At 66.9% G+C, this 25452-nt stretch carries 25 protein-coding genes; 4 read left to right on the top strand and 21 right to left on the bottom strand.

Annotated features, from left to right (window positions below):
• The first annotated feature begins 119 nt into the window (after positions 1–119).
• Positions 120–1055, top strand: coding sequence for an aspartyl/asparaginyl beta-hydroxylase domain-containing protein (locus tag ACIP21_RS15770; RefSeq protein ID WP_400689088.1), 936 nt, complete (start codon positions 120–122; stop codon positions 1053–1055).
• Positions 1056–1513: 458 nt separating this feature from the next.
• A complete protein-coding gene (locus ACIP21_RS15765; protein ID WP_400689085.1) occupies positions 1514–2395 on the top strand; it encodes a DMT family transporter in 882 nt (293 codons plus the stop codon).
• Here ACIP21_RS15765 and ACIP21_RS15760 read toward each other — a convergent pair.
• The 18 genes from ACIP21_RS15760 to ACIP21_RS15675 all read right to left on the bottom strand — a co-directional run bounded on the left by ACIP21_RS15760 (position 2392) and on the right by ACIP21_RS15675 (position 19474).
• On the bottom strand, positions 2392–2850 hold the full coding sequence (locus tag ACIP21_RS15760) for a DUF4265 domain-containing protein (protein ID WP_400689083.1): 459 nt from the start codon (positions 2848–2850) through the stop codon (positions 2392–2394). The genes ACIP21_RS15765 and ACIP21_RS15760 overlap by 4 nt on opposite strands.
• A gap of 184 nt (positions 2851–3034) precedes the next feature.
• Entirely contained in the window at positions 3035–4264 is a 1230-nt protein-coding gene (locus ACIP21_RS15755; protein ID WP_400689080.1) for a hypothetical protein, read from the bottom strand.
• A gap of 238 nt (positions 4265–4502) precedes the next feature.
• Complete coding sequence (locus tag ACIP21_RS15750; protein WP_400689078.1) at positions 4503–5462, bottom strand: PDR/VanB family oxidoreductase; 960 nt, start codon at positions 5460–5462, stop codon at positions 4503–4505.
• An 8-nt stretch (positions 5463–5470) separates the two neighbouring features.
• Entirely contained in the window at positions 5471–6505 is a 1035-nt protein-coding gene (locus ACIP21_RS15745; protein WP_400689075.1) for a Rieske 2Fe-2S domain-containing protein, read from the bottom strand.
• 20 nt (positions 6506–6525) lie between these two features.
• Positions 6526–6753 (bottom strand): recombinase-like helix-turn-helix domain-containing protein, encoded by a 228-nt coding sequence (locus ACIP21_RS15740; RefSeq protein WP_167059539.1) that lies wholly within the window; start codon positions 6751–6753, stop codon positions 6526–6528.
• Between the two features lie 10 nt (positions 6754–6763).
• Positions 6764–7732 (bottom strand): VOC family protein, encoded by a 969-nt coding sequence (locus ACIP21_RS15735; protein ID WP_400689072.1) that lies wholly within the window; start codon positions 7730–7732, stop codon positions 6764–6766.
• Positions 7729–9219 (bottom strand): aldehyde dehydrogenase, encoded by a 1491-nt coding sequence (locus tag ACIP21_RS15730; RefSeq protein WP_400689069.1) that lies wholly within the window; start codon positions 9217–9219, stop codon positions 7729–7731. Before ACIP21_RS15730 ends, ACIP21_RS15735 begins: the two co-directional genes overlap by 4 nt.
• A gap of 9 nt (positions 9220–9228) precedes the next feature.
• A complete protein-coding gene (locus ACIP21_RS15725) occupies positions 9229–10032 on the bottom strand; it encodes an aspartate dehydrogenase (RefSeq protein ID WP_400689066.1) in 804 nt (267 codons plus the stop codon).
• 10 nt (positions 10033–10042) lie between these two features.
• The gene (locus ACIP21_RS15720) at positions 10043–11728 is read right to left on the bottom strand and encodes a thiamine pyrophosphate-binding protein (RefSeq protein ID WP_400689064.1); all 1686 of its coding nucleotides are present in this window, start codon (positions 11726–11728) and stop codon (positions 10043–10045) included.
• Positions 11721–12518 (bottom strand): SDR family oxidoreductase, encoded by a 798-nt coding sequence (locus ACIP21_RS15715; protein WP_400689062.1) that lies wholly within the window; start codon positions 12516–12518, stop codon positions 11721–11723. Before ACIP21_RS15715 ends, ACIP21_RS15720 begins: the two co-directional genes overlap by 8 nt.
• Positions 12519–12520: 2 nt before the next feature.
• Entirely contained in the window at positions 12521–13342 is an 822-nt protein-coding gene (locus ACIP21_RS15710; protein ID WP_400689059.1) for an IclR family transcriptional regulator, read from the bottom strand.
• A complete protein-coding gene (locus ACIP21_RS15705) occupies positions 13339–14190 on the bottom strand; it encodes an alpha/beta fold hydrolase (protein WP_400689056.1) in 852 nt (283 codons plus the stop codon). Before ACIP21_RS15705 ends, ACIP21_RS15710 begins: the two co-directional genes overlap by 4 nt.
• A 4-nt stretch (positions 14191–14194) precedes the next feature.
• Positions 14195–14734, bottom strand: a complete 540-nt coding sequence (locus ACIP21_RS15700) for a cupin domain-containing protein (protein ID WP_400689053.1) — start codon at positions 14732–14734, stop codon at positions 14195–14197.
• 15 nt (positions 14735–14749) lie between these two features.
• Complete coding sequence (locus ACIP21_RS15695) at positions 14750–15511, bottom strand: SDR family oxidoreductase (protein WP_400689050.1); 762 nt, start codon at positions 15509–15511, stop codon at positions 14750–14752.
• The gene (locus ACIP21_RS15690) at positions 15511–16287 is read right to left on the bottom strand and encodes an ABC transporter permease (RefSeq protein ID WP_400689047.1); all 777 of its coding nucleotides are present in this window, start codon (positions 16285–16287) and stop codon (positions 15511–15513) included. Before ACIP21_RS15690 ends, ACIP21_RS15695 begins: the two co-directional genes overlap by 1 nt.
• A 27-nt stretch (positions 16288–16314) precedes the next feature.
• Positions 16315–17307, bottom strand: a complete 993-nt coding sequence (locus ACIP21_RS15685) for an ABC transporter substrate-binding protein (RefSeq protein WP_400689044.1) — start codon at positions 17305–17307, stop codon at positions 16315–16317.
• 29 nt (positions 17308–17336) lie between these two features.
• Entirely contained in the window at positions 17337–18173 is an 837-nt protein-coding gene (locus tag ACIP21_RS15680; protein WP_400689493.1) for an ABC transporter ATP-binding protein, read from the bottom strand.
• Positions 18174–18598: 425 nt separating this feature from the next.
• Complete coding sequence (locus tag ACIP21_RS15675) at positions 18599–19474, bottom strand: DMT family transporter (RefSeq protein ID WP_400689041.1); 876 nt, start codon at positions 19472–19474, stop codon at positions 18599–18601.
• Between the two features lie 227 nt (positions 19475–19701).
• Between ACIP21_RS15675 and aceK the strand changes: the two genes are divergently transcribed.
• Positions 19702–21411, top strand: a complete 1710-nt coding sequence (gene aceK, locus ACIP21_RS15670; protein ID WP_400689039.1) for a bifunctional isocitrate dehydrogenase kinase/phosphatase — start codon at positions 19702–19704, stop codon at positions 21409–21411.
• 121 nt (positions 21412–21532) lie between these two features.
• Here the strand turns inward: aceK and ACIP21_RS15665 are convergent, their stop codons facing one another.
• Positions 21533–22393 carry a DUF6279 family lipoprotein gene (locus tag ACIP21_RS15665; RefSeq protein ID WP_400689037.1) on the bottom strand — a complete coding sequence of 287 codons (861 nt, stop codon included), beginning with the start codon at positions 22391–22393 and terminating at the stop codon, positions 21533–21535.
• Positions 22394–22523: 130 nt separating this feature from the next.
• On the opposite strand from ACIP21_RS15665, the gene ACIP21_RS15660 reads away from it, so the two are divergent.
• Entirely contained in the window at positions 22524–23360 is an 837-nt protein-coding gene (locus ACIP21_RS15660; RefSeq protein WP_400689035.1) for a S1 RNA-binding domain-containing protein, read from the top strand.
• Here ACIP21_RS15660 and ACIP21_RS15655 read toward each other — a convergent pair whose 3' ends face one another.
• A complete protein-coding gene (locus ACIP21_RS15655) occupies positions 23361–23741 on the bottom strand; it encodes a hypothetical protein (RefSeq protein WP_400689034.1) in 381 nt (126 codons plus the stop codon).
• A 174-nt stretch (positions 23742–23915) separates the two neighbouring features.
• Entirely contained in the window at positions 23916–25385 is a 1470-nt protein-coding gene (locus tag ACIP21_RS15650; protein WP_400689032.1) for a nitrous oxide reductase family maturation protein NosD, read from the bottom strand.
• Between the last annotated feature and the right edge of the window lie 67 nt (positions 25386–25452).

Below are 25452 nucleotides of genomic sequence, written 5' to 3'. Positions count from 1 at the left end.
TCTTCATGAATGAGTTCCCGCCCAGGTGGTTTGTACCGGGGCGGGATAGGTTTATGATGGCCGGATGATTTTTCCGGTAGCAGGCAGCGCTGGCCTGTTTCCTCTGCAAGGAGTGTTGCATGACCTTTTCCTTCCTCGCCAAGGCGGGCGTCCTGCTGGTGTTCTTCGGCAGCGTGCTGTACGTGCACCTGCGCGGCAAGGCGCGCTTGCCGGTATTGCGCCAGTTCGTCAACCATTCGGCGCTGTTCGCTCCTTACAACAGCCTGATGTACCTGTTCTCCGGCGTGCCGTCCAAGCCTTACCTGGACCGCCAGCGCTTCCCCGAACTGGATGTGCTCAAGGACAACTGGCAGGTGATCCGCGAAGAGGCCATGCGCCTGTTCGACGAGGGCTACATCCGCGCCGCGGAGAAGGACAACGACGCCGGCTTCGGTTCGTTCTTCAAGAAAGGCTGGAAGCGCTTCTACCTGAAGTGGTACGACAAGCCGCTGCCATCGGCCGAAACCCTGTGCCCGAAAACCGTCGAACTGGTCAGCAGCATCCCCAACGTCAAGGGGGCGATGTTCGCCCTGCTGCCCGGCGGCAGCCACCTCAACCCGCATCGCGATCCGTTCGCCGGCTCCCTGCGTTACCACCTGGGGCTGTCGACGCCGAACTCCGACGCTTGCCGCATCTATGTCGATGGCCAGGCATACGCCTGGCGCGACGGTGAGGACGTGATGTTCGACGAGACCTACGTGCACTGGGTCAAGAACGAGACCGACGTGACCCGGGTGATCCTGTTCTGCGACATCGAGCGCCCGCTGAGCAGCCCGCTGATGACCCGCCTGAACCGCAAGGTCAGCGCTTTCCTCGGCCGCGCCACCGCGCCGCAGAATACCGACGACGAGCGTGTGGGCGGGATCAACCAGGCGTATGCCTGGAGCAAGCGCTTCAGCAACAAGATCAGCACCCGCATGAAGCAGTTCAAGCGTGCCAATCCCAAGGCATACCGCATCCTGCGGCCGGTGCTGGCGGTGGTGGTGGCCTACGCGTTGTACCGCTGGTTGTTCTGATTGCAGGCCTGGCCCTTTCGCGGGTAAACCCGCTCCCACAGAGATCGCGCAGTTTCTGAAACCGGTGCAGTACCTGTGGGAGCGGGTTTACCCGCGAAAGGGCCGGAACAGGCTATTGCCCATCTCCAGTTTCACCGCTATATTCCGAAACACTTCTCTTCTCTGAAGACCGACCCGATCATGCCCGCCATCCCTTCCACCACAAGCTTTGCCCTCGCGCCAGTCGCCGGCAGGGTCGTGTGTGGCAGCCAGCAGCCGGCCATGATCAGTCACTACCCACCACCTGTCAGTGGCGTCGTAGGCGGCGTAGCTCCGCCTCCTTGCGTGGTCGTGCTGGGCTGATCGGCTTGTTGCCGCATCCCCTCGCACACGCAACCTACTGAACACGGCCGGCACCTTCCCCCTTTGAAGTAAACGCCCGCCGTCTGGCTTTTTCGCCTCATATCAGGTGGCAATACATGTCTGTCTTCAACAAAGCATCCGTGGCCTCGGCGGCCACCACCAGCCTGTTCGTCCTGCTCTGGAGCAGTGGCGCGATCGTGTCCAAACTTGGCCTGGCGCATGCCAGCCCCTTCGCCTTCCTGCTGCTGCGTTCGGCGCTGGCCCTCAGTGGCCTGTTGCTGATCGGCCCGCTGCTGGGCCTGCGCTGGCCGCGTAGCCGCGGTGCAATCCTGCGTGCCCTGGGGACGGGCTGCGTGCTGCTGGGCGCCTACCAGATCTTCTACCTGCTGGCGCTCAACACCCACGTCACCCCCGGCGTGATGGCCACGGTGATGGGCGTGCAACCGATCCTGACCGTGGTGCTGATGGAGCGCCAGCGCTCCTGGAGCCGCTTGTTCGGCCTGGGCTTGGGGCTGGGCGGGCTGGTCATGGTGGTCTATCAGGGCATCAACCTGAGCGGGGTGTCGCTGCTGGGCATGCTGTTCGCCCTGCTGGCGCTGGCCAGCATGACTTGTGGCTCGATCCTGCAGAAGCGCATCACCGACAACCCGATGGGCACGCTGCCGTTGCAGTACATCGCCGGCTTTGCCCTGTGCGCCGTGTTCGCGCCGCTGCAACCGCTGCATGTCGAGTGGACCGGCGGTTTCATCGGCGCGCTGCTGTGGATGGGCCTGGTGGTGTCGTTGCTGGCGACCCTGTTGCTGTACCGGTTGATCGCCAAGGGTAACCTGGTCAACGTCACCAGCCTGTTCTACCTGGTGCCGGCGGTGACCGCGGTGATGGACTTGCTGATCTTCGGTAACCGCCTGGCGCCGCTGAGCCTGCTGGGCATGGGGCTGATCGTGGTCGGCCTGCTGTTCGTGTTCCGCAAGCCGGCGGCGCGTCTGGTAGAGGCCTAGCGGAACTCTTCGGGGATGGCGTGGCGCAACACGCCTTCCTCGAAGTCCAGGGTGCCGGCTTCGCGCTGGGTCAGCAGGTAGTAGAGCAGGGTGTCGAGGGTTCGCGTGGGCGGTACTTCGACGGCCAGCATGCGTACTGCCGGCTCGGCGTGGCACGGGCAGCCGAATTCCTCCAATGCGATACGCACCTGTTCGACATCGGCAGCGAGCTTCACCCGAATGCGAAACACCGAGGCCCCGCCGCTCTGTTGCAGGGCCTGGAACCAGACCTGCTCGCCGTCCTGGGTGGTGCTGATGAGGTCGCCGGGGGCGATGCCGTAGGCGTAGAAGGGCGTGCTGTCGACCTGGTAGCCGGTGGCGGTGCGCTTGGCCCAGAGGCCTTCGACCGAGGCCGGCGGGTAGCCGTTGGCGTCCTGCTCCAGGCGCCAGAGCACGATCTTGTAGTCGGAGGGCATGTTCGGGGTCAGCTGCAGGTGGGCGGCCTATGTTAATGCCCTTTGGTTGGTGTGTCTGTGACATTGTGGGATCTGGGGTTGCTTCGCAGCCCTTTCGCGACGCAAGGCCGCTCCTACAGACCGCCGCGTTCCCGGTAGGAGCGGCCTTGTGTCGCGAAAGGGGCGCAAAGCGCCACTCAGGCCCTCAAAAGTAATACCCGATATTGATGTTGGTCCGGTAATACCAGTCATTGCTCCCCACCGAGTTGGTACTGGTCCACCCCGTGCCATTTTCCGCCCCGCCAAACGGGTTGGCATTGCGCGCCCAGGTCAGGTCGACCCAGGCCATGACCGGCATCGCCAGGAACTGCACGCCGACGGTGAACATCTGCGAATCGTCCCAGTCGCGCTTGTCCTTCATCATCCGGCTGTAGTCGCTGTACAGCTTGACCTTCTTCAACTGCCCCAGGCCCGGCGTGTAGATGTCGTAGCCGACGTTGAGCGCGGCGATGGTCGCCCTGGACGCGATCAGGTAGGCCGGGGTCAGGCCGTTGCCGCCCATCAGCACCGCATCGTCGCTGACCCCCGCCGGGTTGCGCGGGTCGTATTCATAGCGAATCGCCTGGCCGGTGACGGTCCAGTTGCCGCGGTTGACCAGGGCGTGCACGCCCGCCGCCCAGTAGTCGCCGTCGTCATGGGTGCTGGCGTTGTACAGCTCGGCAGCGGCGACAGAGGCGCCGAGCTCGGTTTTCCAGCCTTCGCCGATGAAGGTGCGGGCGACCCGGGCGTTGACCTGGTTGCGCTTCTCGTTGTCCTGGCGCGACTGGGTGAAGGCCACGGCGTTGTCGTCCAGGTCGCGAAAGCGGCCGACTTCCGGCGAGTAGCGGATGCCGCTGGGCAGCATGCGCGGGAAGTAGCCCAGTTGCAGGTCCCAGTCGCTGTCCTTGTAGCTGTACTTGAGGCCGCTGCCGGCGCTGACGCCGTAGCCCATGAAGAACGGGATGTGGTAGCTCCAGCCGAACTGTGGATACGGCTCCAGGCCGAACGGCTTGAACGGCGCACCCAGTTGCAGGTTGGACTGCTCGTCGATGCGATAGCCGACGAAACCGCGGTCGATGGCGCGCTTGCCGTCGTCCTGGAACCAGTAGCCGACATCGGCGAACAGCTGGCGGTGGCGGGCCTGGACGTCGAGGCGGAAGGTATCGAAGAGGAAGCGGCCGTTGTTCTCGGTGGTGTCCCAGTGCTCGTCGCGGTAGTTGACCCGCAGCGCGCCGCCGATGTCCAGGCTGCTCTGGCCGTCGTCGCTGCGCCAACTGATGTGGGGGATGGGCTTGCGGGTGCCGGGCGGCTGGTCGGGGGCCGCCGGGCCGGGCTCGGCGGCCAGGGTGGTGCAACTGGAGACGAGCAGACCGAGGGTGATCAGGTATCTGTTCATGCTGTGCCCTGCAAGGTTGGGGCAGTTTTCGCGGGCAGCAGCCGCCCCCCCTTTACAGGGATGTTTTCGAGGGATGGCTGTGCGGGAAAACTGGGGGTGGTTTTATTGTTTTAGTTTTGTGTTATCTGTGCTGGCCTCTTCGCGGGTAAACCCGCTCCCACAAGATCGCCACAGGTTTCAAATAGTGCGCAGTACCTGTGGGAGCGGGTTTACCCGCGAAAGGGCCCTTACAGGCAGATCAGAGGTCGAGCACCAGGCGCCGGCTCTTGCAGCCCGACACACAGACCATCATCGAGCCGTTGGCCGCACGCTCGGCCTTGCTCAGCACGCCGTCACGGTGGTCGATATCGCCTTCCAGCACCCGCGTCTCGCAGGAGCCGCACACGCCCTCACGGCAGCTGTGGTCGATATCGCATCCGGCTTCCAGCAGCACGTCCAAGAGGTTCAGCCCAGGCTCGACCTGCAGCGTCCTGCCGCTCTTGCTCAACTCGACGCTGTAGCTGTCCAGGGCATCCTCGGCCGCCGCCACTTCCACCGCGGTAAAGCGCTCGATATGGGCATGCGCATACCCCAGCTGCTCGCACACCGCCTCGAAGGCATCGAGCATGGGCGTCGGCCCGCAGCAGTAGAAATGCGTGTCCGCCGCGCGCCCGGCCAGGTAATGCGCCAGGTCCGGCAACGAACCTTTCTCGTCGTTGAAGTGGTACACCACCTTGGCCCCCAGCGCCGCCAGAGGCTCGAGCAATGCAGCCTCGCGCCGCGAGCGGGCGCAGTAGATCAGCTCGGCCGGGCGCCCCAGGGCCAGCAACTGGCGGAACATGCAGTAGATCGGCGTGATGCCGATACCGCCGGCCACCAGCACGCTGTGGCGGGCACCACTGTCGAGGGCGAAGTTGTTGCGCGGCTGCGAGATGGTCAGCTGGGTGCCCACCCGCAACTGCTCGTGCACGTAACGCGAGCCGCCACGGCTGCTGCGGTCGCGCAGGATGCCGACCACGTAGCGGCCCTGGTCGCTGGGCGAATTGAGCAGCGAATAGCTGCGCACCAGGCCATTGGGCAGGTGCAGGTCGATGTGCGCGCCGGCCTCGAACGGGGCGAACACGGTGTCGCCCCAGGGCCGCAGCTCGACGCTGATGATGCCGTCGGCCTCATGGCGCAGGGTGTGCACCAGCGCGCTGACTGTGGATGCGTTGGACATCGCTCACCTCACGGCAGTTGTTTGGCTTCGATCAGGGCCAGCTGTTCCTTGGCCTTGGCTTTCAGGTAGCGGCGCAGGCGCACCACGCCGAGGTCGTGCTGGTAGAGGTTCTCGCGCTGGTTGGCGTCCGGCTCCATGAACTCCAGCAGCACCCGGTCCTGCTCCAGCACCGCCCAGTGGCGCGCCTCCAGGCGGTTCTTGTAGAGGAAACGCCAGGTGTCGCGTTGCCAGCCGGTCAGCGGCCGCGCGCGCCAGTGGAACACCGCCGCCAGGGCGCGGCTGCTCGGGGTGTAGCTGCCGATGATGGTGAAGTTGCCGCCCGGGCCGCCGGTTTTCGGGTAGGGGATTTCCAGGCGCAGCCAGTGGCAGCCGTTGTCGAGGAATTCGGTCCAGTCGAAGTTGACCCCGCGCTGGCCTTCCTTTTCGAAGAAGAAGCCCTGCTCGGTGTCGCGGGTGACGAACTTGGCGGTGGCTTCGCCCTCGCTCATCGAGTGCGACATCTTGTGCAGGTAGGTGCCGTGCATCGGGTCCATGACGTTGTCGAGCACGTAGCGGTAGTCGCCTTTCCACTCGGTGTAGCAGAGGAAGCTGCTCCACTCGGGCGAGGTCAGCTGCTCGGGCAGCACCAGCTCGGGCGGCATGTCCAGGTGCGGGTCGGTGGCGTTGAACAGGAAGATCGCTCCGGCCGCCTCGCGGGTATGGAACATCCGCGTCGGGCGGCTGCCTTCGAGCTTGCAGCCCGGGCTGCCGGGCACCTTGGTGACGGTGCCGTCGCAGCGCACTTCGACGCCGTGGTACGGGCACTGCAGGCGGTCGCCCAGCACCGGCCCCTGGGACAGCGGCGCGCCGCGGTGCGGGCAGTGGTCTTCGAGGGCGTGGACACGGCCATCGTTGTCGCGCCACAGGGCGATCTTGTAGCCCAGGCGGCGCAGCGACAGCGGCCGGTCGGTGAGCAGCTCCGACGGCAATACCGGGAACCACAGGTCTTTCAGGCCATTGGCCAGGTGTTGCTCAACAGGGTCGACGGTGACATGCATGTTCATCTTGTTCTACCTCCAGCGGGTCATTCGCCCAGCCGTGCCATCAGGGTTTGGAATGCGTCTTCGGTCCACTCGCCGCTGGTCAGCGGGCAGGGCGGGCCGGCCAGGTTGAGGTGAGCGAGCAGTTCGCCCAGCTGGCTCACGCCATTGCCGTAGGCGCGTTCGATGGAGTCGCCGAGCAGGTCCTCGAACGGCGTGTTGGGGCGTTTGCGCGCCTGATGCGGTTGCAGGTAAACCTCGGTACTGCTCATGGGGTGGTCCTCAATTGTTCTTGGGTTTGTCGGTGAGGAATTTGCCTTGCGGCGCTTCGACGTGCTGCTGGCGCCGGGTGTTGCCGTCGAGGCCGCCGGCGATCGCCCATTCGGCGAACACGGTCGGCCCGGGTTCGAATTCACGCGGTTGCCACTCGCCGGTCAGCTGGTCTTCGTCGGCGTAGTACTCCACCAGCGCGCCGGCCGGGTTCTTGAAGTACCAGAAGAAGGCCGACGACACCGGGTGGCGGCCCGGGCCGATCTCGGTGGCCCAGCCGCACCGGGAGATGTGCATGCCGCCGCCGAACACTTCGTGCACGTCGCGCACGGTGAAGGCCACGTGGTTGAGCCCGGCACGCGGCGCCGGCAACTGCAGCATGAACAGGTCGTGATGGCCGCCTTCCTCGGCGGTGCGCAGGAAGGCGCCGCGGTTCGGGTAGCGGTCCGAGGCCTGGAAGCCGAAGCGCTCGTGGTAGAAGGCCTCGCAGGCGTTGACGTCGGTGACGAAGAACACCACGTGGCCGACCTCGATCGGCGTGGCGCGCTCGTACACCGGCGCTGCCTTGTTGATCCGGCCCTTGGTCTGCCAGGTGTTGTGGCCGCTGCATTCGAGCTCGAGCACACGCTTGCGGGTGACCTGCAGGCGGATCGCCAGGCCGTTGGGGTCGGTGCAGCCGATGCGGCCATTGCCTTCGACGAAGCCCGGGTCGTTGGCGATGCGCTGGCTGTACAGCGCCAGGTCGGCCTGGCTGGCCACGCCCCAGACCACCTCGCGCACGGTCGAGCCCGGCTCGATGGCCGGCGGCAGGCCGGGCTTGTCGAGGGCGGCCAGGACCACCCGGCAGCCGTTGAGGGTTTCGAAGACGATTTCATCCTCGGCGGTGCTGACCTGGGTCAGCCCCCAGTCGCTGAAGAAGCGTGCGCTGGTGGCCAGGTCCTCCACGCCGTAGGTGACTTCGTCGATGCCCAGTACGCTCATTGCCCTGCCTCCACGCCGGCCCAGGCCAGCGGTTGTTCGTTCATGCCCCAGTAGAGGCTTTTCTGTTCCATGTACTGCAGGATGCCCAGGCGGCCCTTTTCGCGGCCCAGGCCGCTGTCGCGCCAGCCGCCGAACGGGGTCGAGATGGAGAACTGCTTGTAGGTGTTGATCCACACCGTGCCGGCCTGGAGCTTGCGGCCCAGCGCCCAGGCGCGCTTGTAGTCGCGGCTCCAGATGCCGGCGGCCAGCGCGTACAGGCTGTCGTTGGCCTGTTCGAGCAGTTCGGCCTCGCTGTCGAACGGCATGGCCACCAGCACCGGGCCGAAGATTTCTTCCTGGCACACCTGCTGCTGGTTGCCCAGGCCCTCGAGGATGGTCGGCGGGTAGAAGAAACCCTGGTCGTACAGCCCGCCGCTCGGGCGCTGGCCACCCAGGCGCAGGCGACCGCCTTCGGCCAGGCCCAGGGCCACGTAACGCTCCACCGACTCGCGGTGCGCGGCGCTGATCAGCGGGCCCATCTGCGTGCGCTCGTCGGCCGGGTCGCCCAGGCGCAGTTGCGCGGCGGCGGCCGTCAGGCGGGCCATGAAAGGCTCGTACAGCGTGCGCGCGACAAACAGCCGGGAGCCAGCGATGCAGGCCTCGCCCGAGGAGCTGAAGATGCCGTACAGCACCCCGGCCACGGCGTGGTCGAGGTCGGCATCGTCGAGCACGATGGTCGGCGACTTGCCGCCCAGTTCCAGCGACACCGGCATCATCTTGTCGGCGGCGATGTGGGCGATGTGCTTGCCGGTGGTGGTACCGCCGGTGAACGACACGCGCTTGACCAGCGGGTGGCGGGTCAGGGCGTCACCCAGCAGCGAGCCCTTGCCCGGCAGCACGCTGAGCAGCCCCTTGGGCAGGCCGGCGTCGTCGCAGATGCGCGCCAGTTGCAGGGCCAGCAGCGGGGTGATTTCCGCCGGCTTGATCACCACGGCATTGCCGGCGGCCAGGGCCGGGGCGACTTTTTGCGCCTCGCTGGCGATCGGCGAGTTCCACGGGGTGATCGCCGCGACCACGCCCATCGGCTCATACACGCTCATGCTGACGAAATCGCCGCGTGACGGGGTGATGGTTTCCTCCAGGGTTTCGCAGGCGGCGGCGAAGAACTGGAAGGTACCGGCGGCGCTGGCCACCAGGGCGCGGGTCTCGTTGATCGGCTTGCCGTTGTCCTGGCGTTGCAGCTGCGCCAGCTCCTCGGCGCGTTCGCGGATCAGCCCGGCGATGCGGTAGAGCACGGCGGCGCGTTCGTGGGGTTTGCGCTGCGCCCAGCCGCTGTGCAGGAAGGCCTGGTGCGCGCCCTGCACGGCGGCCTCGACGTCCTCCAGGCTGGCGGCGTTGAGCCAGGCCACCGGCTCGCCCGTGGCCGGGTAGCAGGTGGCGTAGCGCGCGCCGCCGCCCAGGCGCCAGGTGCCGGCGATGCACAGGGGTAAGGTCTGTTCCAAGGTCATGGCGTTCCCCTAGATGGAAATGGCATGGGCATGGTTGCCCAGGGCGCGGACCACGCTGTAGACGGTCAGCGCCGAGGTTTTCGGGTTGGCCTGCAACGGCTTGCCGTGCAGGCTCATTTCGAAGCCGCCGAAGGTGCCGCGGGCCTTGACCTGGTGCACGTTCTCTTCGCTGTGCGGGTCGGCGACCAGGGTCACCCAGGTGCGGTCCAGGCCGAGCCCGGCCAGCGACAGGGTGGCGGCGACGTTGGCGTTCTTCGGGTACAGGCGGGCGGCCTCGCGGGCGCTGCCCTGGAAGATCACCGTGGCCTCGGCCAGGCTGTCGAGGGCACAGGCCTGCTCGGCCGGGGTGTCCTTCCAGGCCCGGGCCGGCTTGCGCCCGGTGTATTCGACGGTGTCCAGGCCGCCGACCTTGGCCGCCGACAGCGCATCGATGCCGCCGATGGCGCCGGGCAGCAGCTCGATGCGCGTGTCGCCACGCGCCGCCGCTGCCTCCAGGCGCTCGACCAGCCCCGGCTGCGACAGCGCGCCGACCGACACCACCAGGCACGGGATGCCGCGCTCCAGCGCCGGCAGCACGTGCTCCTCGATGGCGCGGTGGCCGGCGCACTCCAGCAGCAGGTCGGGGCGCGCGTCGGCCGGCAGTGCGGTCAGCACCTGGGGTGGCCGGCGCAGGCGCGCCAGGCGCTCGACCACCAGCGCCTCGGAGCCGGGCGAGGCGATGACCGCGTCGACCTGCAACTGACGGTCATGCTCCAGCAGTTCCAGCACGGCCACGCCAATGGCGCCACAGCCGATCATGGTGATATGCAGCATGGGCGTATCCTCAGGCGGCGGTGGCTTTCTGCGAGCGGGTTTCGCTGTTGGGCGGGCCGGCGAAGCGGGTGGCGAACGGGCCGACGCTGAGCATGTCGACTTCCAGCAGGAACGGCCCGTCGCTGCCCAGCGCGCCTTCGAGCAGCGTGCCGAAGTCCTTGAGGTCGCGCACCAGGCCATGCTTGAGGCCCAGGGAGTCGGCGAGCTTGGCGTAGTCCGGGGTGTGCAGTTCGACGTAGGCGTGGCGGGCACCGTAGATGGCGTCCTGGATATTGCGGATCACCCCGTAGCGCTGGTCGTTCATCAGCAGGATCACCACGTTGGCCTTCTCCTGCACCAGGGTCGCCAGCTCACCCAGGTTGAGGATGAAACCGCCGTCGCCGGCCAGGGCGAACACCTTGCGCTGCGGCGCCGTTTCGGCGGCGGCGATGGCAGCGCCGATGCCCATCGCCAGGCCCTGGCCGATGCCGCCACCGAGGGCGTGCACGCCGGCCTGCGGGTGGTACAGGTTGAGCAGGCGATTGCCCCAGATGCTGTTGGACAGGGTCACGTCGCGCACCCAGGTGAAGTTGCGCCCGGTCTGCGCCTGCAGCTGCTCGACCATCGCCGCATACGGGCCGAGGTCGGCCACCAGTTGCTGGCGCGATTCGGCGCGCACGGCCTTGAGCTCGTCGATGAAGGCCGGGTCGATGTTCAGGCGGCCTTGCAGGCGGTCGGCCAGGCCTTCCAGGGCCAGCGCGGCGTCACCGCAGACGAACAGGTCGCTGGGGTAGCTGCGGCCTTCGATGGCCGGGTTGACGTCGATGCGCAGGGTGGTGCGTGGCAGCTTCAGGGCGTACTTGAACGTTTCGTTGCTGCGCAGCCGGGAGCCTGCCACCACCAGCGCGTCGCAGGTCTGCATGAAGCCTTCGACCTTCTTGTTCTGGGAGAAGGCGCCCAGGCAGCGCTCGTCGTCCTCGTTGACCACGCCGCGGCCCTGGGTCGAGGTGATCACGCCCACGCCCATGTCCAGCAGGCGCTTGACCTGGGCACCGGCATGCCGGGCACCGCCGCCGAGCCAGAGCAGCGGGCGGGTGGCGCTGGCCAGGCGTTCGGCGACCAGGTCCAGGGCTTCCGGGGCCGGCACCGCGACCGGGATCGGCAGGGGCGAGAGGTCGCCGGGCATGGCGATCAGCGCCGACTGGATGTCGATCGGGATCTCCACGCTGACCGGGCCGGTGGGCGCGGTGAGGGCGGTCTGCACGGCCAGCTTGAGGGTGCTCAGCGCGGTCTCCACGCTGCGCACGCGGAACGCCGCCTTGGACACCGCCTTGAGCATGGTCAGCTGGTCACGGGCCTCATGGATGTAGGCCAGCTCCTGGTCCAGGTAGGGCGTTTCGATCTGCCCGGTGATGTGCAGCAGCGGGGTGCCGGCGGTGAGCGCCTCGACCATGGCCCCGGCGGCGTTGCCGGCGGCGGTGCCGGTGGAGGTCAGGCACACGCCCAGGCCGCCGACGCTGCGGGCGTAGGCATCGGCCATGTTGGTGGCGCCGGCTTCGCCGCGGGCCATGACGAAGCGGATGTTGCCGCGCACGGCGAAGGCATCGAGGATCGGCATGTTGTGGATCGAGATCACGCCGAACGCGGCCTTGACTTCGCATTGTTCGAGGAACGCGGTGATCACGGCACCGACGGTGACGGTGTTTTCGTTACGCATGGCGGGACAAGCCTCCAGAAACATCGATATGACTGCCAGTGGTGTAGGACGACAGCGGTGAGGCGAGGAACAGGATGGCCTGGGCGGCTTCCCTGGGCAGGCCCAGGCGCCCCAGCGGGATCTGCTTGCGGCGGGCCAGCTGGGCGGTCCATTGCGCCCAGTCCAGCGCGCGTTCGTCGCGGGCCTCGAAGCGCCGGCGCCATTGGCCGGACTCGACCAGGCCGATGAGGATGCCGTTGACCCGGATGCCCTGTTCGGCGAATTCGAAGGCCATCGAGCGCACCAGGTTCTTCAGCCCGGCGCGGGCGGCCGAGGTGGCGACCATGTGCGGCTCGGGCTGGCTGGCCAGCAGCGAGTTGACGCAGACGATCGACGCGCCGGCCTGGCCTTGCAGTTGCGGGGTGAAGGCGCGCACCGGGTGGATCACCGAGAAGAACTTCAGTTGCAGCTCTTCGGCCCAGGCGGCGTCCGTGGTGTCGGCGAAGGTCGACACGCGGCCTTGCCCGGCGTTGTTGATCAGCACCCGGGCCGGGCCCAGCGCGGCCTGGCTGGCGGCGGCGAAGGCCTGCACGGCTTGGGCGTCGAGCACATCGCACACCTGGGCCAGCAGCTGGGCCTGGGGGAAGCGCTGGCGCAGGCTGGCTTCGGCACTGCGCAGGCGGTCTTCGTTGCGGCCGCAGAAGGCCACGCGGGCGCCGGCTTCGAGCAGCAGCTCGACGCAGGCCAGGCCGATGCCGGACGAGCCGCCGGTGACGACGGCAGTGCTGTCGTGGAGTTGGTAGAGGTTCATGCTCAATCCCTCATCAGTGCGGTGACCTGGCCGGCGCCGGGTCGGTAGTTCAGCAGCCGCGACAGCTCATCGGCGCTGCCGCGCACCTGGCCGAGCAGGCTGTCGAAGTTGATGTGGCCGACCTGCGCGGTGGGGATGGTCAGGCCCAGCGCGGCGGCGACCCGGCCGCTGGCGTCGCGCACCGGCGCGGCCAGGGTCGAGATGGTCGACTCGAAGAACCCTTCGCCGTGCACGTAGCCGCGCAGGCGGTCGGCCTGGACCAGGTCGAACAGCTCCAGCACGGTTGCCGGCGTGCTGGGCGAGTGCCGCTCCAGGTGTTCCTCGGGGTACAGCTCGCGCAGTTCGGCCAGGCTCAGGTCGGCCAGCAGCACCCGGCCCAGCACCGTGGCGTGGGCCGGCAGGCGGGTACCGACGGTGACCGCGCTGGAGAACACCGAGGGCGGCGAGACCTTGGCCACGTAGACGATCGAGCGGCCGTCGCGCACCACCAGGTTGCTCGGGTAGTTCAGGTGGTCGCACAGCCGCGCCAGGACCGGCTGGCCCAGCTCGGTCAGCTCCAGCGAGGCCAGGTACTCGAAGCCCAGGCGCAGTACCGACATGCCCAGGCGGTACTCGTTGCCGCTGCGGGTGACGAAGCCCATGGCTTCCAGGGTGCTCAGCAGGCGGAAGATGGTCGAGCGCGGCAGCGCCAGGCGGCGGGCCAGCTCGGGGGCGGTCAGGGTGCGGTTGTGCCGGCTGAATTCGCACAGCAGCAACAGGCCGCGCTCGAGACCGGGGACGGTGTAGCGGTCCTGTTGGTCCTTCATGGCATCCGTATCGTTCATTGCACGCTACCTGTGAAAGAGGCGTCCAGTGCCCGGGCCAGGCGCCGGGTCACCGTTTCGGGTTGTTCGATGGCGCAGGCATGGCCGGCGCCCTGAATCAGCTGGAAAGGGGCGGCGAAGGCCTGGGCCAGGGCCCGGCAGTCGTCGGCGGTGGTGATGCTGTCGGCGCTGCCGCAATGCACCTGGCAGGGCACCTGTTGCGCCTGGTAGCGCAGCAGGTCGTCGCCGCACAGCAGCTCGATGGCCTGGCGGTAGCCGGCCGGCTCCAGGCGCGCCATGTTCCAGCGCACCCAGGCCAGGGCGCTGTCGCTGGCGCTGGCCGACAGCAGCTTGGCACTGCGGGTTTCGGCGAGGCTGGCGATGCCCAGCGTGGCCAGGTCGTGCAGGCGCTTGTCACGCACCCCTCGGCCTTGCTCGGGCCGGGCGCCGTAGCCGCGTGCCGGGCTCAGCAGCACCAGTTGCTCGACCCGCTCGGGATGGCGCTGGGCGAAGGCCGCAGCGGTCATTGCACCGAGCGAATGGCCGACCAGCACGCAGCGCTCGACCGCCAGCGCATCGAGCAGGCCGGCCAGGCGCGCGGCGTAGTCGCAGGCCCTGGGGCTTGCCATCGGCAGCGGCGTGGACTGGCCGTAGCCCGGCGCGTCCCAGGCGATCACCCGGGCCCGCTGGCGCAGGCCCAGGGCGACTTGCAGCCAGCTCGCCGCGCCCGAGCCGATGCCGTGCAGCAGCACGATCGCCGCGCCGCTGCCGGCTTCGCGAACCGCCTGGCGGCCATCGTCCAGTGGCAGCAGGCGTTCGCCGAACTGCCGCTGGAGCTGGCTGAGGTAGGTGTCGGTGAGCGCTGGCATCGGCTTACCCGCGCTTGACCGAGGCCAGCGGGTGGGCTGGCGGGTAAGTCGGGGTGACCGGCTTCTTGGCGCCGAGCATCACGCACATCAGCGCGTCTTCGTCGCCGATGTTGATCTCCTCGCGGTACACCCCTGGTGGCACGGAAATCAGGTCGCGGTCGGTAAGGATGGTCTCGAAGCGCTCGCCGTCCTTCTCGATCACCACCTTGAGCTTGCCGCGCAGTACGAAGAACACTTCCTCGACGTCGGTGTGCAGGTGCGGCGGGCCTTCGTGGCCGGCCGGGATGACCATGGTCGAGAAGGTGAAGTGCTCGGACGGGATGGTGTTCATGTCACTGTTCACACCGGTGCCGCCGGTGCCCACGTAGCGCATCTGCGCGCGGCGGAACTTGGGGTCGAAGTCGGCCTGGAACTTCAGCGCGTCCCAGTCGTAGCGGCGGGTTTCATAGCGGGCGATGCGGGTCTGCATCCACGCCGCCAGATCGGCGCCTGCTGGCTGTTCCCAGGTTTTCGGGGTTTGTTGTTCAACGGAAAGATCGGTCATGACGGTCTCCTTTGCTCAGGGCATGACGAACCCGCCGTTGACCGGCAGGGTTTGTCCAGTGATGAAGCGCGACAGGTCGGACAGGGCGAACAGCACGGCGCCGCTGACGTCTTCGGGCAGTTGCGGGCGCTGGATGGCCCGTTGGTCGATGTACAGGCGGTGGCGGGCTTCGGGCACGTAGGCGGTGGCCTCGACCTGCACCAGGCCCGGGGCGATGGCATTGATGGTGATGTTGTCGCCGCCCAGTTCGCGGGCCAGGCTGCGGGTCATGGCGATCAGTGCGCCCTTGCTGGCGACGTAGGCCAGCAGGTTCGGCGCGCCCCACAGCGGGGTGTCCGAGGCCAGGTTGACGATCGCCCCGCGGCCGCTTTCGCGCAGGGCCGGCAGGGCGGCGCGGGTCATCAGCCAGGTGCCGCGCACGTTGACCTGCATCACCTGGTCCCAGGTCTCGATGTCCAGTTCTTCGCAGGTCTTGCCGCCGGAGTTGGTGATCGAGGCGTTGTTGACCAGGCCATCGAGGCCGCCCAGGCGTTCGACGCTGCGTTCGATGCAGCGGCTGATCGAGGCCGGGTCGGCGAGGTCGAGGCTGACCCCGCTGACGTCCAGGCCCTGGGCGCTCAGTTCGCAGGCGGCCTGTTGCACGCGGCCGCCGAGGATGTCGGCGATCACCACCCGGGCACCGGCCTGGGCGATGGCCTGGGCGAAGGCGTAGCCCAGGCCGCGGGCGCCACCGGTGACCAGCACGCGGCGGCCGTCGAGGAGGTTGGGGTAGCTCATCAGGAAGTACTCAGCATGGCTTTGGGGAGGTAATGCAGCACGCGCTTCTCGGCCCAGACCACCGCGCCGTAGGCCAGCACGCCGATCAGGGTGAGCAGGACGATGGCCACGAACACGCCGGCGGTGTTGCCCTGGCCTTCGGCGTCCACCAGCAGGAAGCCCAGGCCCTGGTTGCCGCCGACCAGTTCGCCGACGGTCACCCCGATCACCGCCAGCGTCGAGGCGATGCGCAGGCCGGAGAACAGCGCGGCCATGGCCGAGGGGAACTCCACCAGGCGGAAGATCTGCCAGCGGCTGGCGTTGAGCGTGCGCACCAGGTTGATCAGGTCCGGGTCGACGGTGCGGATGGCCGAGAGCACGTTGATCATCACCGGGAAGAACACGATGAGGATGGCGATGAGGATCTTCGGGTAGATGGTGTAGCCCAGCCACATCACGAACAGCGGGGCGAAGGCCACCTTGGGGGCGATCTGCAGCGCCAGGATGTACGGCGAGAGCATGGCCTCGGCCGACGGCGACAGGCCCAGGGCGACGCCGATCGACACGCCGAGCAGGGCGCCGAGGGCGAAGCCGACGATGATCTCGAAGGCGGTGATCAGGGTGTGCTGGAGCAGGCTGCTGCCGTGCCACATCACTGCGCTTTCTTCGACCACACGGCTGAGCGGCGGCATGACGAACTCGGGCATGCCGAGCAGGCGCGGGCCCCATTGCCAGAGCAACAGGAACAACAGGAGCAGGGCAAGGCTGCCGAGCACGGAGGTGTTGAGGTTTTTCATCAGGCGCTTACCTTGGTTGCCGGGGCTTCACTTGGCCGCGGTCTGGGTGTCGATGAACTGGTTGCTGTAGAGCTCGTCGAGCGGCGATTCGCGGGGCACGATGCCTTCGCTGACATAGAACCTGCGCACCGCGTCCAGGCGTGCCGGGTCGATGCGCCCGGGCACCGGCTGGCCGGCGTAGACGTAGTCGACGTAGAGGCGCAGGGTCTTCTCCAGCGAGGCTTCCTTGCCGGCGTAGGCGGGGACGGCGCGGGCGAAGGTGGCGGCGGCGGCCTTGGGGTCGTCGACGATGTCCTTGAGCCCGTGCAGGGTGGCCTGGACCACGCCGCGCACCACCTGCGGGTGGTGCTCGATGGCGTCGTCCGAGGCAAGGATCGCCTGGGCCATGCTCTCGAACACCTGCTCGCGGGGGATCAGCTGGTACTTGAGCCCGGCATCCTCGGCGTTGACCACCCAGTCCGGGACCCCGGCCATGGCCTCGGCCTTGTTCGCCGAGAACAGCTGCCACACGCCGGCGGGGCCGGCGGCCTGGATGTCGACGTCGTCCTTGCTCAGGCCGGCCTTGCGCAGCGAGGCGAGCAGGGCGTAGTAGGTGGTGTCGGAGTACGACATCACGGTCAGGGTCTTGCCCTTGAGGTCTTCGATGCGCTTGATGTTGGCGCTGGCGTTGGTGGCGATCATGGTCACCCCGCCACCGCCGAGCACGGCCACGGTGCGCACCGGGATGCCGTTGGGGCGGACGATGATCGGCGTGTCGCCGATGGCGCCGCCGACCAGGGCGTTGCCGGCGCCGATCTGCTTGGCGACGTCGACGCCACCCTTGGCGGCGACGAAGGTCAGGTCCAGATCCTGGGCCTGGTAGTAGCCCTTTTCCTTGGCGATGATCCACGGCGCGAAGGCCGGCAGGCTGGGCGGCGCCGGCAGCAGGTAGGTGACCTTGGTCGGCTCGGCCTGGGCCTGCAGGGCGAAGGCCAGGCCCAGGGCGGCGAGGGCGAGGCGTTTGAAGGGTGTATTGAACATGCTGACTCCCGGAAGGTAGTGAACGTCGATCAATGCAGTTCGTGGTCGGCGCCGACGTGCAACAGGTCCATCAGGCGCCCGGCCAGCGGGCCGATCTCCGGCAGCTTGCGGCGCTCGAGGGGGTTGTCGCGGTGTGGCAGGTCGATCTCGATTTCCTCGATGATCGTGCCGGGGCGGGCGCTCATGACCAGCAGGCGGTCGGACAGGGCGATGGCCTCGACCAGGTCGTGGGTGATGAACAGTGCGGTCTTCTTTTCCTCGAAGAGCATGCGCGCCAGGTCCTGCTGGAGGATCATCTTGGTCTGCGCGTCGAGGGCCGAGAACGGCTCGTCGAGAAACAGCACCTGCGGGTCGATGGCCAGGGTGCGGGCCAGGGCGGCGCGCTGGCGCATGCCGCCGGAGAGCTGGAACGGGTAGTGGTCGGCGAAGCCTTGCAGGTGGCAGCGGGCGAGCAGGTTGTCGGCGATGGCCTTGCGCTGGGGGGCGGCCATGCCCTGGATCTCCAGGCCCAGCTCGACGTTGCGGCGGATGCTGCGCCAAGGCATCAGCAGGTCCTTCTGCAGCATGAAGGCGACCTTGGGTACCGGGCCGTCGACCCGTTCGCCGCTGACCAGCACTTCGCCTTCGCTGGGGCGGTAGAGGCCGGAGCCCATGTTGAGGATGGTGCTCTTGCCGCAGCCGGACGGGCCGATGATCGACACCACTTCGCCACGGCGGATCTGGAAGTTGACGTTACGGATGGCGAACGGCGCGTCCGATTGCCCTTTGGCCGGGAAGGCCTTGCCGACGTTGTGGAACGCGATCTCGACCGGTGCCGGGGCGTCTTGCGGGCGGGGCGTGTCCCACTGCGGGGCGATTGCGTACATCTCTTTCACAGCCATGGGAATCAACTCGCTGGTCTGTTTTATAGGTGATACGCCGTTTAGTGCATGAACAATGCCAGTTAAAATAATTCCTTCATTTAAATAAAAAATTGTTATTTATCAGTTAGTTGCACTTTCATATAGGAAAATGCAGCGTTTCATATGTGAAACGTGGTTTTCTATATGGCACGGAAATGCCCATTTGCAGCGCAACGCAGGGGGCCGTGCGAGGGAACAGGGCAGTTTCGGGTAACGCGGGCGGGGTGGCGGTTTCACAGGTGAAACCGCACGGCGGGCTAGTCGCTGAACCCTGTGGGAGCGGGTTTACCCGCGAAGAAGACACCGCGGTGCATGGCACGGGCTTCGCCCGTGTTCGCGGGCAAGCCCGCTCCCACAGGTATTGCGTCAACTCAGAAGTCGGTCGAGGCTCAATTGCGTGCCGGGCGCAGCACCAGCCACAGCGCCACGCCAATCAGCAGGCCGCCATACAGGTGCGCCATCGACAGCGGCTCGCCCAGCAGCCAGGCCCCCCACAGCACGCCGAACGCCGGGATCAGGAAGGTCACGGTGCTGGCCTTGACCGGGCCGATCTCGGCCAGCAGGCGGAAGTACAGGATGTAGGCAAAGGCGGTGCACAGCAGGCCCAGGCCCAGCAGCGACAGCCACACCTGCCAGCCGCCCCAGCTCGCCGGCGGCTGGGTGAGGGCGCTCCAGGCAAACAGCGGGGTCAGCAGCAAGGTGGCGCCGAGCATGCTGCCCAGGGCCGACAGGCGGCTGTCCAGGCCGCTGACCCAGCGCCGCGCGAGGAAGCCGGCGAAGCCATAGCAGGTGGTGGCGGCCAGGCAGGCCAGGGCGCCTTGCACCAGGGCCATGTCCAGCGCCACCGGGCCGGCGCCGCTGAGGATGCCGACGCCGAACAGGCCGAGGAAGATGCCGCCGAGCTTGGGCAGGGTCATGCGCTCGTGGAAGAACAGCGCGCCGATCAGCACCCCCATCAGCGGCGTGGTGGCGTTGAAGATCGCCGAATAGCCGGCGGGCAGCACTTGCGCGGCCACGGAATAGAAGGTGGCGGGGATGCCCGAGTTGATCATGCCCAGTACCAGGCAGGCGCCGAGCTTGCCGTCGAACCGCCAGCGCACGCGGGTGGCGGCGAGGATGGCGATCAGGCCCAGGCAGGCGATGGACACGCGGAAGAAGGCGGTGGGAACAGTGCCCAGCTCCGGGGCGATGATGCGCATGAACAGGAAGCTCGCCCCCCAGACAGCGGCAAGGGTCAGCAGGCGGGCTAGGGCGATGGGGGTCACAACGGTCTCCGGGTACAGGGCAGGGCGCGAGTGTACGCCAGGCGGTGGGGTGGGTTCTTGTGCTTTCTTGCGGTGTAAACCTGTGCGGGCCCTTTCGCGGGTAAACCCGCTCCCACAGGTACAGCGCAGCTTCTGGACATTGTGCAATCCCTGTGGGAGCGGGTTTACCCGCGAAGAGGCCCGCACAGGCTAATCTCATTAGCTCACCCAGCCCCGAGGTCCCCCGCATGCCCCAGCCCTGGCCCGCCGCCGACATCGCCCGGACAATCCTCGACGGCTTCGACAACTACCGCGAGCACTTCCAGCAGATCACCCTCGGCGCCCGCGAGCGCTTCGAGCAGGCGCGCTGGCAGGATATCCAGCAGGCCTCCGCCGCACGTATCAACCTCTACGAAGAAAAGGTCGCCGAGGTCAACGGCTGGCTGCGCCAGGCCTTCGCGGCCGGGGTGCTGCTGGACGTGGAGCAGTGGCCGCTGGTGAAGAACGCCTACATCCGCCTGATCGACCCGCGCCTGGACGACGAACTGGCCGAGACCTGGTACAACTCGCTGTTCTGCAGCCTGTTCAGCCACGACCAGATCAGCGATGGCTGCATGTTCATCCACACCACCCGGCCCTCGATGCGCGCCCACGAGCGTGCGGCGCAGACACGCACCTACAAGCCTGACGGCAGCCTCAGGGGGTTGTTGCGGTCGATTCTTGCCGACCATGCCTTTGCCTATGGCGACCTGGACGGCGACGTGGCGCGCCTGGAGCAGCAGCTCAGGGAATGCCTGCCGGACTGGGTATGCAAGGACCCGGCCCTGGCCGTGGAGCTGTTCGCGCCGGTGCTGTACCGCAACAAGGGCGCCTACCTGGTCGGCCGCCTGTACAACAGCGACGAGCAATGGCCGCTGGTGATCGCCCTGCTGCACCGCGAGGGCCACGGCATCGAGGCCGACGCGCTGATCACCGACGAGGCCGAAGTGTCGATCATCTTTTCCTTCACCCGCTCGTATTTCATGGCCGACGTGCCGGTGCCGGCGGAGTTCGTCAATTTCCTCAAGCGCATCCTGCCGGGCAAGCACATTGCCGAGCTGTACACCTCGATCGGCTTCTACAAGCAGGGCAAGTCGGAATTCTACCGCGCGCTGATCAACCACCTGGCCAGCAGCGACGACCGCTTCGTCATGGCCCCGGGGGTGCGCGGCATGGTCATGAGCGTATTTACCCTGCCGGGCTTCAACACCGTGTTCAAGATCATCAAGGACCGCTTCTCGCCGTCGAAGACCGTCGACCGTGCCACGGTGATCGACAAGTACCGGCTGGTGAAAAGCGTCGACCGGGTCGGGCGCATGGCCGACACCCAGGAGTTCGCCGACTTTCGCTTCCCGCGGGGCAAGTTCGAGCCCGAATGCCTGGCTGAGCTGCTGGAGGTGGCGCCGTCGACCGTGGCGCTGGAGGGTGACACGGTGCTGGTCCGCCACTGCTGGACCGAGCGGCGCATGACCCCGCTCAACCTGTACCTGGAACAGGCCAGCGACGGGCAGGTGCTGGAGGCGCTGGAAGACTACGGGCTGGCGATCAAGCAGCTGGCGGCGGCGAACATCTTTCCGGGGGACATGCTGCTGAAGAACTTCGGCGTCACCCGGCATGGGCGGGTGGTGTTCTACGACTATGACGAGATCAGCTTCCTGACCGAGGTGAACTTCCGGCACATTCCGCCGCCGCGCTACCCGGAGGACGAGATGTCGGGCGAGCCCTGGTATTCGATCGGGCCGCATGATGTGTTTCCCGAGGAGTTTCCGCCGTTCCTGTTTGCCGATATCGGGCAGCGGCGGTTGTTCAGCCGGCTGCATGGGGATCTGTACGATGCCGATTACTGGAAGGGGCTGCAGGGGGCAATCCGGGAGGGCAAGGTGATCGATGTGTTTCCCTATCGGCGCAAGGGGCGGTGAGCCTGTTTTTCCAGGGCCGGCCTCTTCGCGGGTAAACCCGCTCCCACAGGTTCACCGCTAGCTTCAATGTTGCACGGTCCCTGTGGGAGCGGGTTCACCCGCGAAGAGGCCGGGCCTGCAATCAACCCTTCAAGCACTTCATCTCACTGAAGTCGGTACGCACCTTGGCCAGCCGTTCCTGCAGGAACTGCCGCTGCGCCGGGCTGCTCAGGTGCACCAGGTCCACCAGCAAACTGCGCGCCTGTTGCTCAGTATTCTGGAACGCCTGCCGGTACTCCGGCGTCCACAGGCTCTCCTTGCGCTGCAGCAAGGTCGCCAGGCGCGGTTCGAAGCTGGCGTCGCCGCGCTGGTTCATCGCCAGCATCAGTTGCTGCTGCCAGTGCTGGCGGTTGGCGATCCACTGGCGGTTCTGGTCGCCCAGCGCCTGGGACCAGTTCAGCACGCGCAGGCGCTGGGCGGCGTTGAGTTCGCCGAGCCAGGTGTTCAGGCGTTTTTCCATGCGTTCGGCACGGCGGCTGATCTGCTTGGCCAGGGGCGTGTCGACATACTGTTTTTGCCGTTCGCTGATGTCATCGCGGAAGGCTTGCTGCATCTCGGCCACCTGGGTGTCGCTCATGCCGCGCAGCAGTTCGCTGGCCGAAGGGGTGATCGCTTCCGCCACCCGGCCGATCGCCTGGCGCGCCTCGACGGTGCGCTGTTGCAGGGCCTGGTCGGTGACCTGGTCCTCGGCGACCATGTCGCGCACCCGGTCGAGCCAGTCGAGGTAGCCGGGCAGCTGGGTCTTGCAGTGCCAGGCCAGGTGCTGCTTCAACCGTTCGTCGAGCAAGCTCTTCTGCTCGCGGTTCATCGCCAGGTAGTCGCCCAGCGACCAGGGCACCAGGCGGTCGAGGTTGCGGTAGGCCAGGTCGATGCGGCTGCAGGCGGCCAGGGCCACGGCGCAGGCGATGGCCAGGAGGAAGGCTTTGGACTGGCGTACAGGCATGTGCGAATCCTTGCATGGGCAGGCCATTCGGTAGACGCAAGGGGGGCGGCGCGGTTCCGCCGAATCAGTGATCGGGCAGCGCGGCGGCTTCAGGTGTAGAATAGCCGCCTTGTCTTGAGGAACATCGGAAATGGCTCTGCTTGGGCGTTACAACAGTTTGCAAATCGTGAAACACGTGGAATTCGGCCTGTACCTGGATGGCGGCGCCGATGGCGAGATCCTGCTGCCAGGGCGCTACATCCCGAAGAACGCCGAAACCGAGGTCGACGACTGGCTGAACGTGTTCCTCTACCTGGACAGCGATGACAAGCTCATTGCCACCACCGAGAAGCCCAAGGTGCAGGTCGGCGAGTTCGCCAGCCTCAAGGTCAAGGACATCAACGGTGCCGGTATCTTCCTGGACTGGGGCTTGCCCAAGGACCTGCTGATGCCGTACTCGGAAGAAGCCCGGCAACTGAAGATCGGCGACTACTGCGTGGTGCATGCCTACCTCGACAAACGCACCCGCCGCATCACCGCCACCTCGCGCCTGGACCGCTACCTTGACGTGACCCCGGCCCAGTACCAGGTTGGCCAGCCGGTCGAGTTGCTGGTGGCCGGTGAAACGCCGATGGGCTTCAAGGCGATCATCAACAACCGCCACTGGGGCCTGATCCACAAGAACGAGGTGTTCAAGTTCCTGCGTTCGGGCATGCACGAGAAGGGCTTTATCAAGGAAGTGCGCCATGACGGCAAGATCGCTCTGAGCCTGCAGCCGGTCGGCCAGGCGCTGGCGGATGACCTGCAAGGGCAGATCATGGCGCGCCTGGAAGCCGAAGGCGGGGTGCTGGCGGTGTGCGACAAGAGCGCGCCGGAAGTGATCAGCCGCCTGTTCAACGTCAGCAAGGGCAACTTCAAGAAGGCCATTGGCGCGTTGTTCAAGCAGGGCCGCATCGTCATCCATGACGACCGGATCGAAAAGGCCTGATCAGGCCTGGACGAAGGTACGGAAATCCAGCTGCTCGCCACCCGGACGGGTGTCGCGCAGCAGCGAGTCGCGGTCGGCGCTCAGGGCCAGGCTGATGGTCGAGCGGCGCTTGCCGGGGTTGCGCACTTCCATCTGCTCCTGGTGAGCGCGAAGGAAGTTGACCGGCACCTTCAGGTGCTGCAGTTCGTCGCTTTCCGGGCTGTGCAGCAGCAGGTTGACCCAGTCGGGCTGGCCCTTGCGCAGCAAGGCCACCGGCACTTCGAACCACCACAGGTTGCGTTTGCGGTCGAGGATGGCGAACAGGGTGTTGGCGCTGGTCAGCACCGGGTTGGCCAGGGCCTGGTTGCGGCGGGCGATGGCGGCGGGTTTGTCGAGTTTCATGCAGGTTCCTGCGGGTTGACGCTTGATTAGGGCTGCATTGTGAGGGGTGGCACCGGGCGCGGCAAGGCTTCAGGGCCTCTTCGCGGGTAAACCCGCTCCCACAGGTATCGTGCAGGCCTCAAGGGCAGTGCAGTACCTGTGGGAGCGGGTTTACCCGCGAAAGGGCCTGTCGCCTTAACGACTGATCGGCCTGCTCAACTCGGAAGTGGCGCCATCGGCGGTCGTCACCGTCGCAGTAAAGCTCTTCAACTCACCCGCCTGCTCCAGCGCCTGGGCAAACCGCGCCTTGCCTTCGGCATCGCTGTTCACCAGCACATCCCCCAGGTATTGCTCTGCCTCGGTACCACCGGCCTGGGCATTGCCGAACACCTCGATGCGCAACAGGCTCGACGCCGGCCCCTGCACCTCGCCACGCAGTACATTGCCGTCCAGGGCAATCAGCCGTGGCGCCTGCTGGTTGTGGTTGGGCAGCGGCTGGCATGGCTTCGGCTCGCCCTTGGCATCGCAGATGATTGCCTGGTCCTTCTTCGGCAAATCCGCACCGACCCCGCGCGACCCGACGTACAGCGCATGGGCCTGGGCCGGCACGCCGAAGATGATGGCGCCGGTGCGCTGGTCCGGCACGCACGAGCCACCGGCTTCGCAGCGGCGGATGTCCCGGCTGTTGCCCCAGATACGGTTGCCGGTGACACGCGTGGCAGTGATGTCCGGCTCCGGGCGCAGCGCCACGCCGATGCGGTTGCCATGGATCAGGTTGCCATCGAGGATGTTGCCCTCGCCGGTGACGCTGACGCCGATCGAGTTGCCGGTAAAGGTGTTGGCGCCCAGGTAGTTGCGCTTGCCCCAGTTGATCTGCAGGCCATCGGAGTAGTTTTCGAAGCGGTTGCGCACCACGCTGTTGTCGTTGCCCAGGAGGATCTCGATGCCCTGGGACGGCTCGGGGTTGGCCGGGGTGGAGCGGAACAGGTTGTCGGCCACCAGGTTGAAGGCCGCGCCGCGGGTCAGTTCCAGGCCGTCGCCATTGTCGATCAGCTGGTTGCGCAGCACCTTGTTGTTGACCGTGGTGGTGGCGGTCGGGTTGCCGGCGCCGTCGTCGCCGGTGAGCATGATGCCAGCACCGCCCTTGTTGGCGACGATGCGGTTGTCTTCGATGACGTTGCCGCTGGCGCGGTTGACCAGAATGCCGATGCAGAAGTTGCGAACTTCCAGGCCGCTCAGGTGCACGCCCTGGGTGTCGCGCAGCACCAGGCCGGGCTGGGTGGTGGTGCGCACGTTGGTGCCGAACTGGCCGGGCACGGCGCCGGGGCAGGTGCGTACGCCCTGGTCCTTGATGTAGCCGCTGCCGTCGATGGCGATGAACTGGCCGTCACGGGCCCAGGGCAGGCCGGTGATCTGCACCGGGCCCTTGATTTCCGGCAGGGCGCGGCTTGGACGAATCACATACGGCGCCTTGCCCACCGCTGCGATCTCGATGCGGTAGTGGCCGGGGTTCTGGTTGCTGGTTTCGATGGCCCAGCGCAGGGTGCCGGGCTGGCCATCGTCGCTGTAACGGTCGACCTTCAGGGTTTCGCTGGCCGAAGCGGCGGCCAGGGCGGGCAGGGGCAGCAGCGGCAGCAAGGCCGCGAAGAGGGGGAGCAGACGCATGGGGCAGGTATCCGGAAGCTGTTGTTTTTATAAGCAGTTTGCAGGCGATTCTAGGGGAGCGGGCAGG

Source organism: Pseudomonas sp. NPDC089401, assembly GCF_044749485.1.
In the GTDB taxonomy this organism is placed as follows: domain Bacteria; phylum Pseudomonadota; class Gammaproteobacteria; order Pseudomonadales; family Pseudomonadaceae; genus Aquipseudomonas.
The sequence above is the reverse complement of the archived record's forward strand: the minus strand, read 5'-3'. Positions and strand labels throughout refer to the sequence as shown.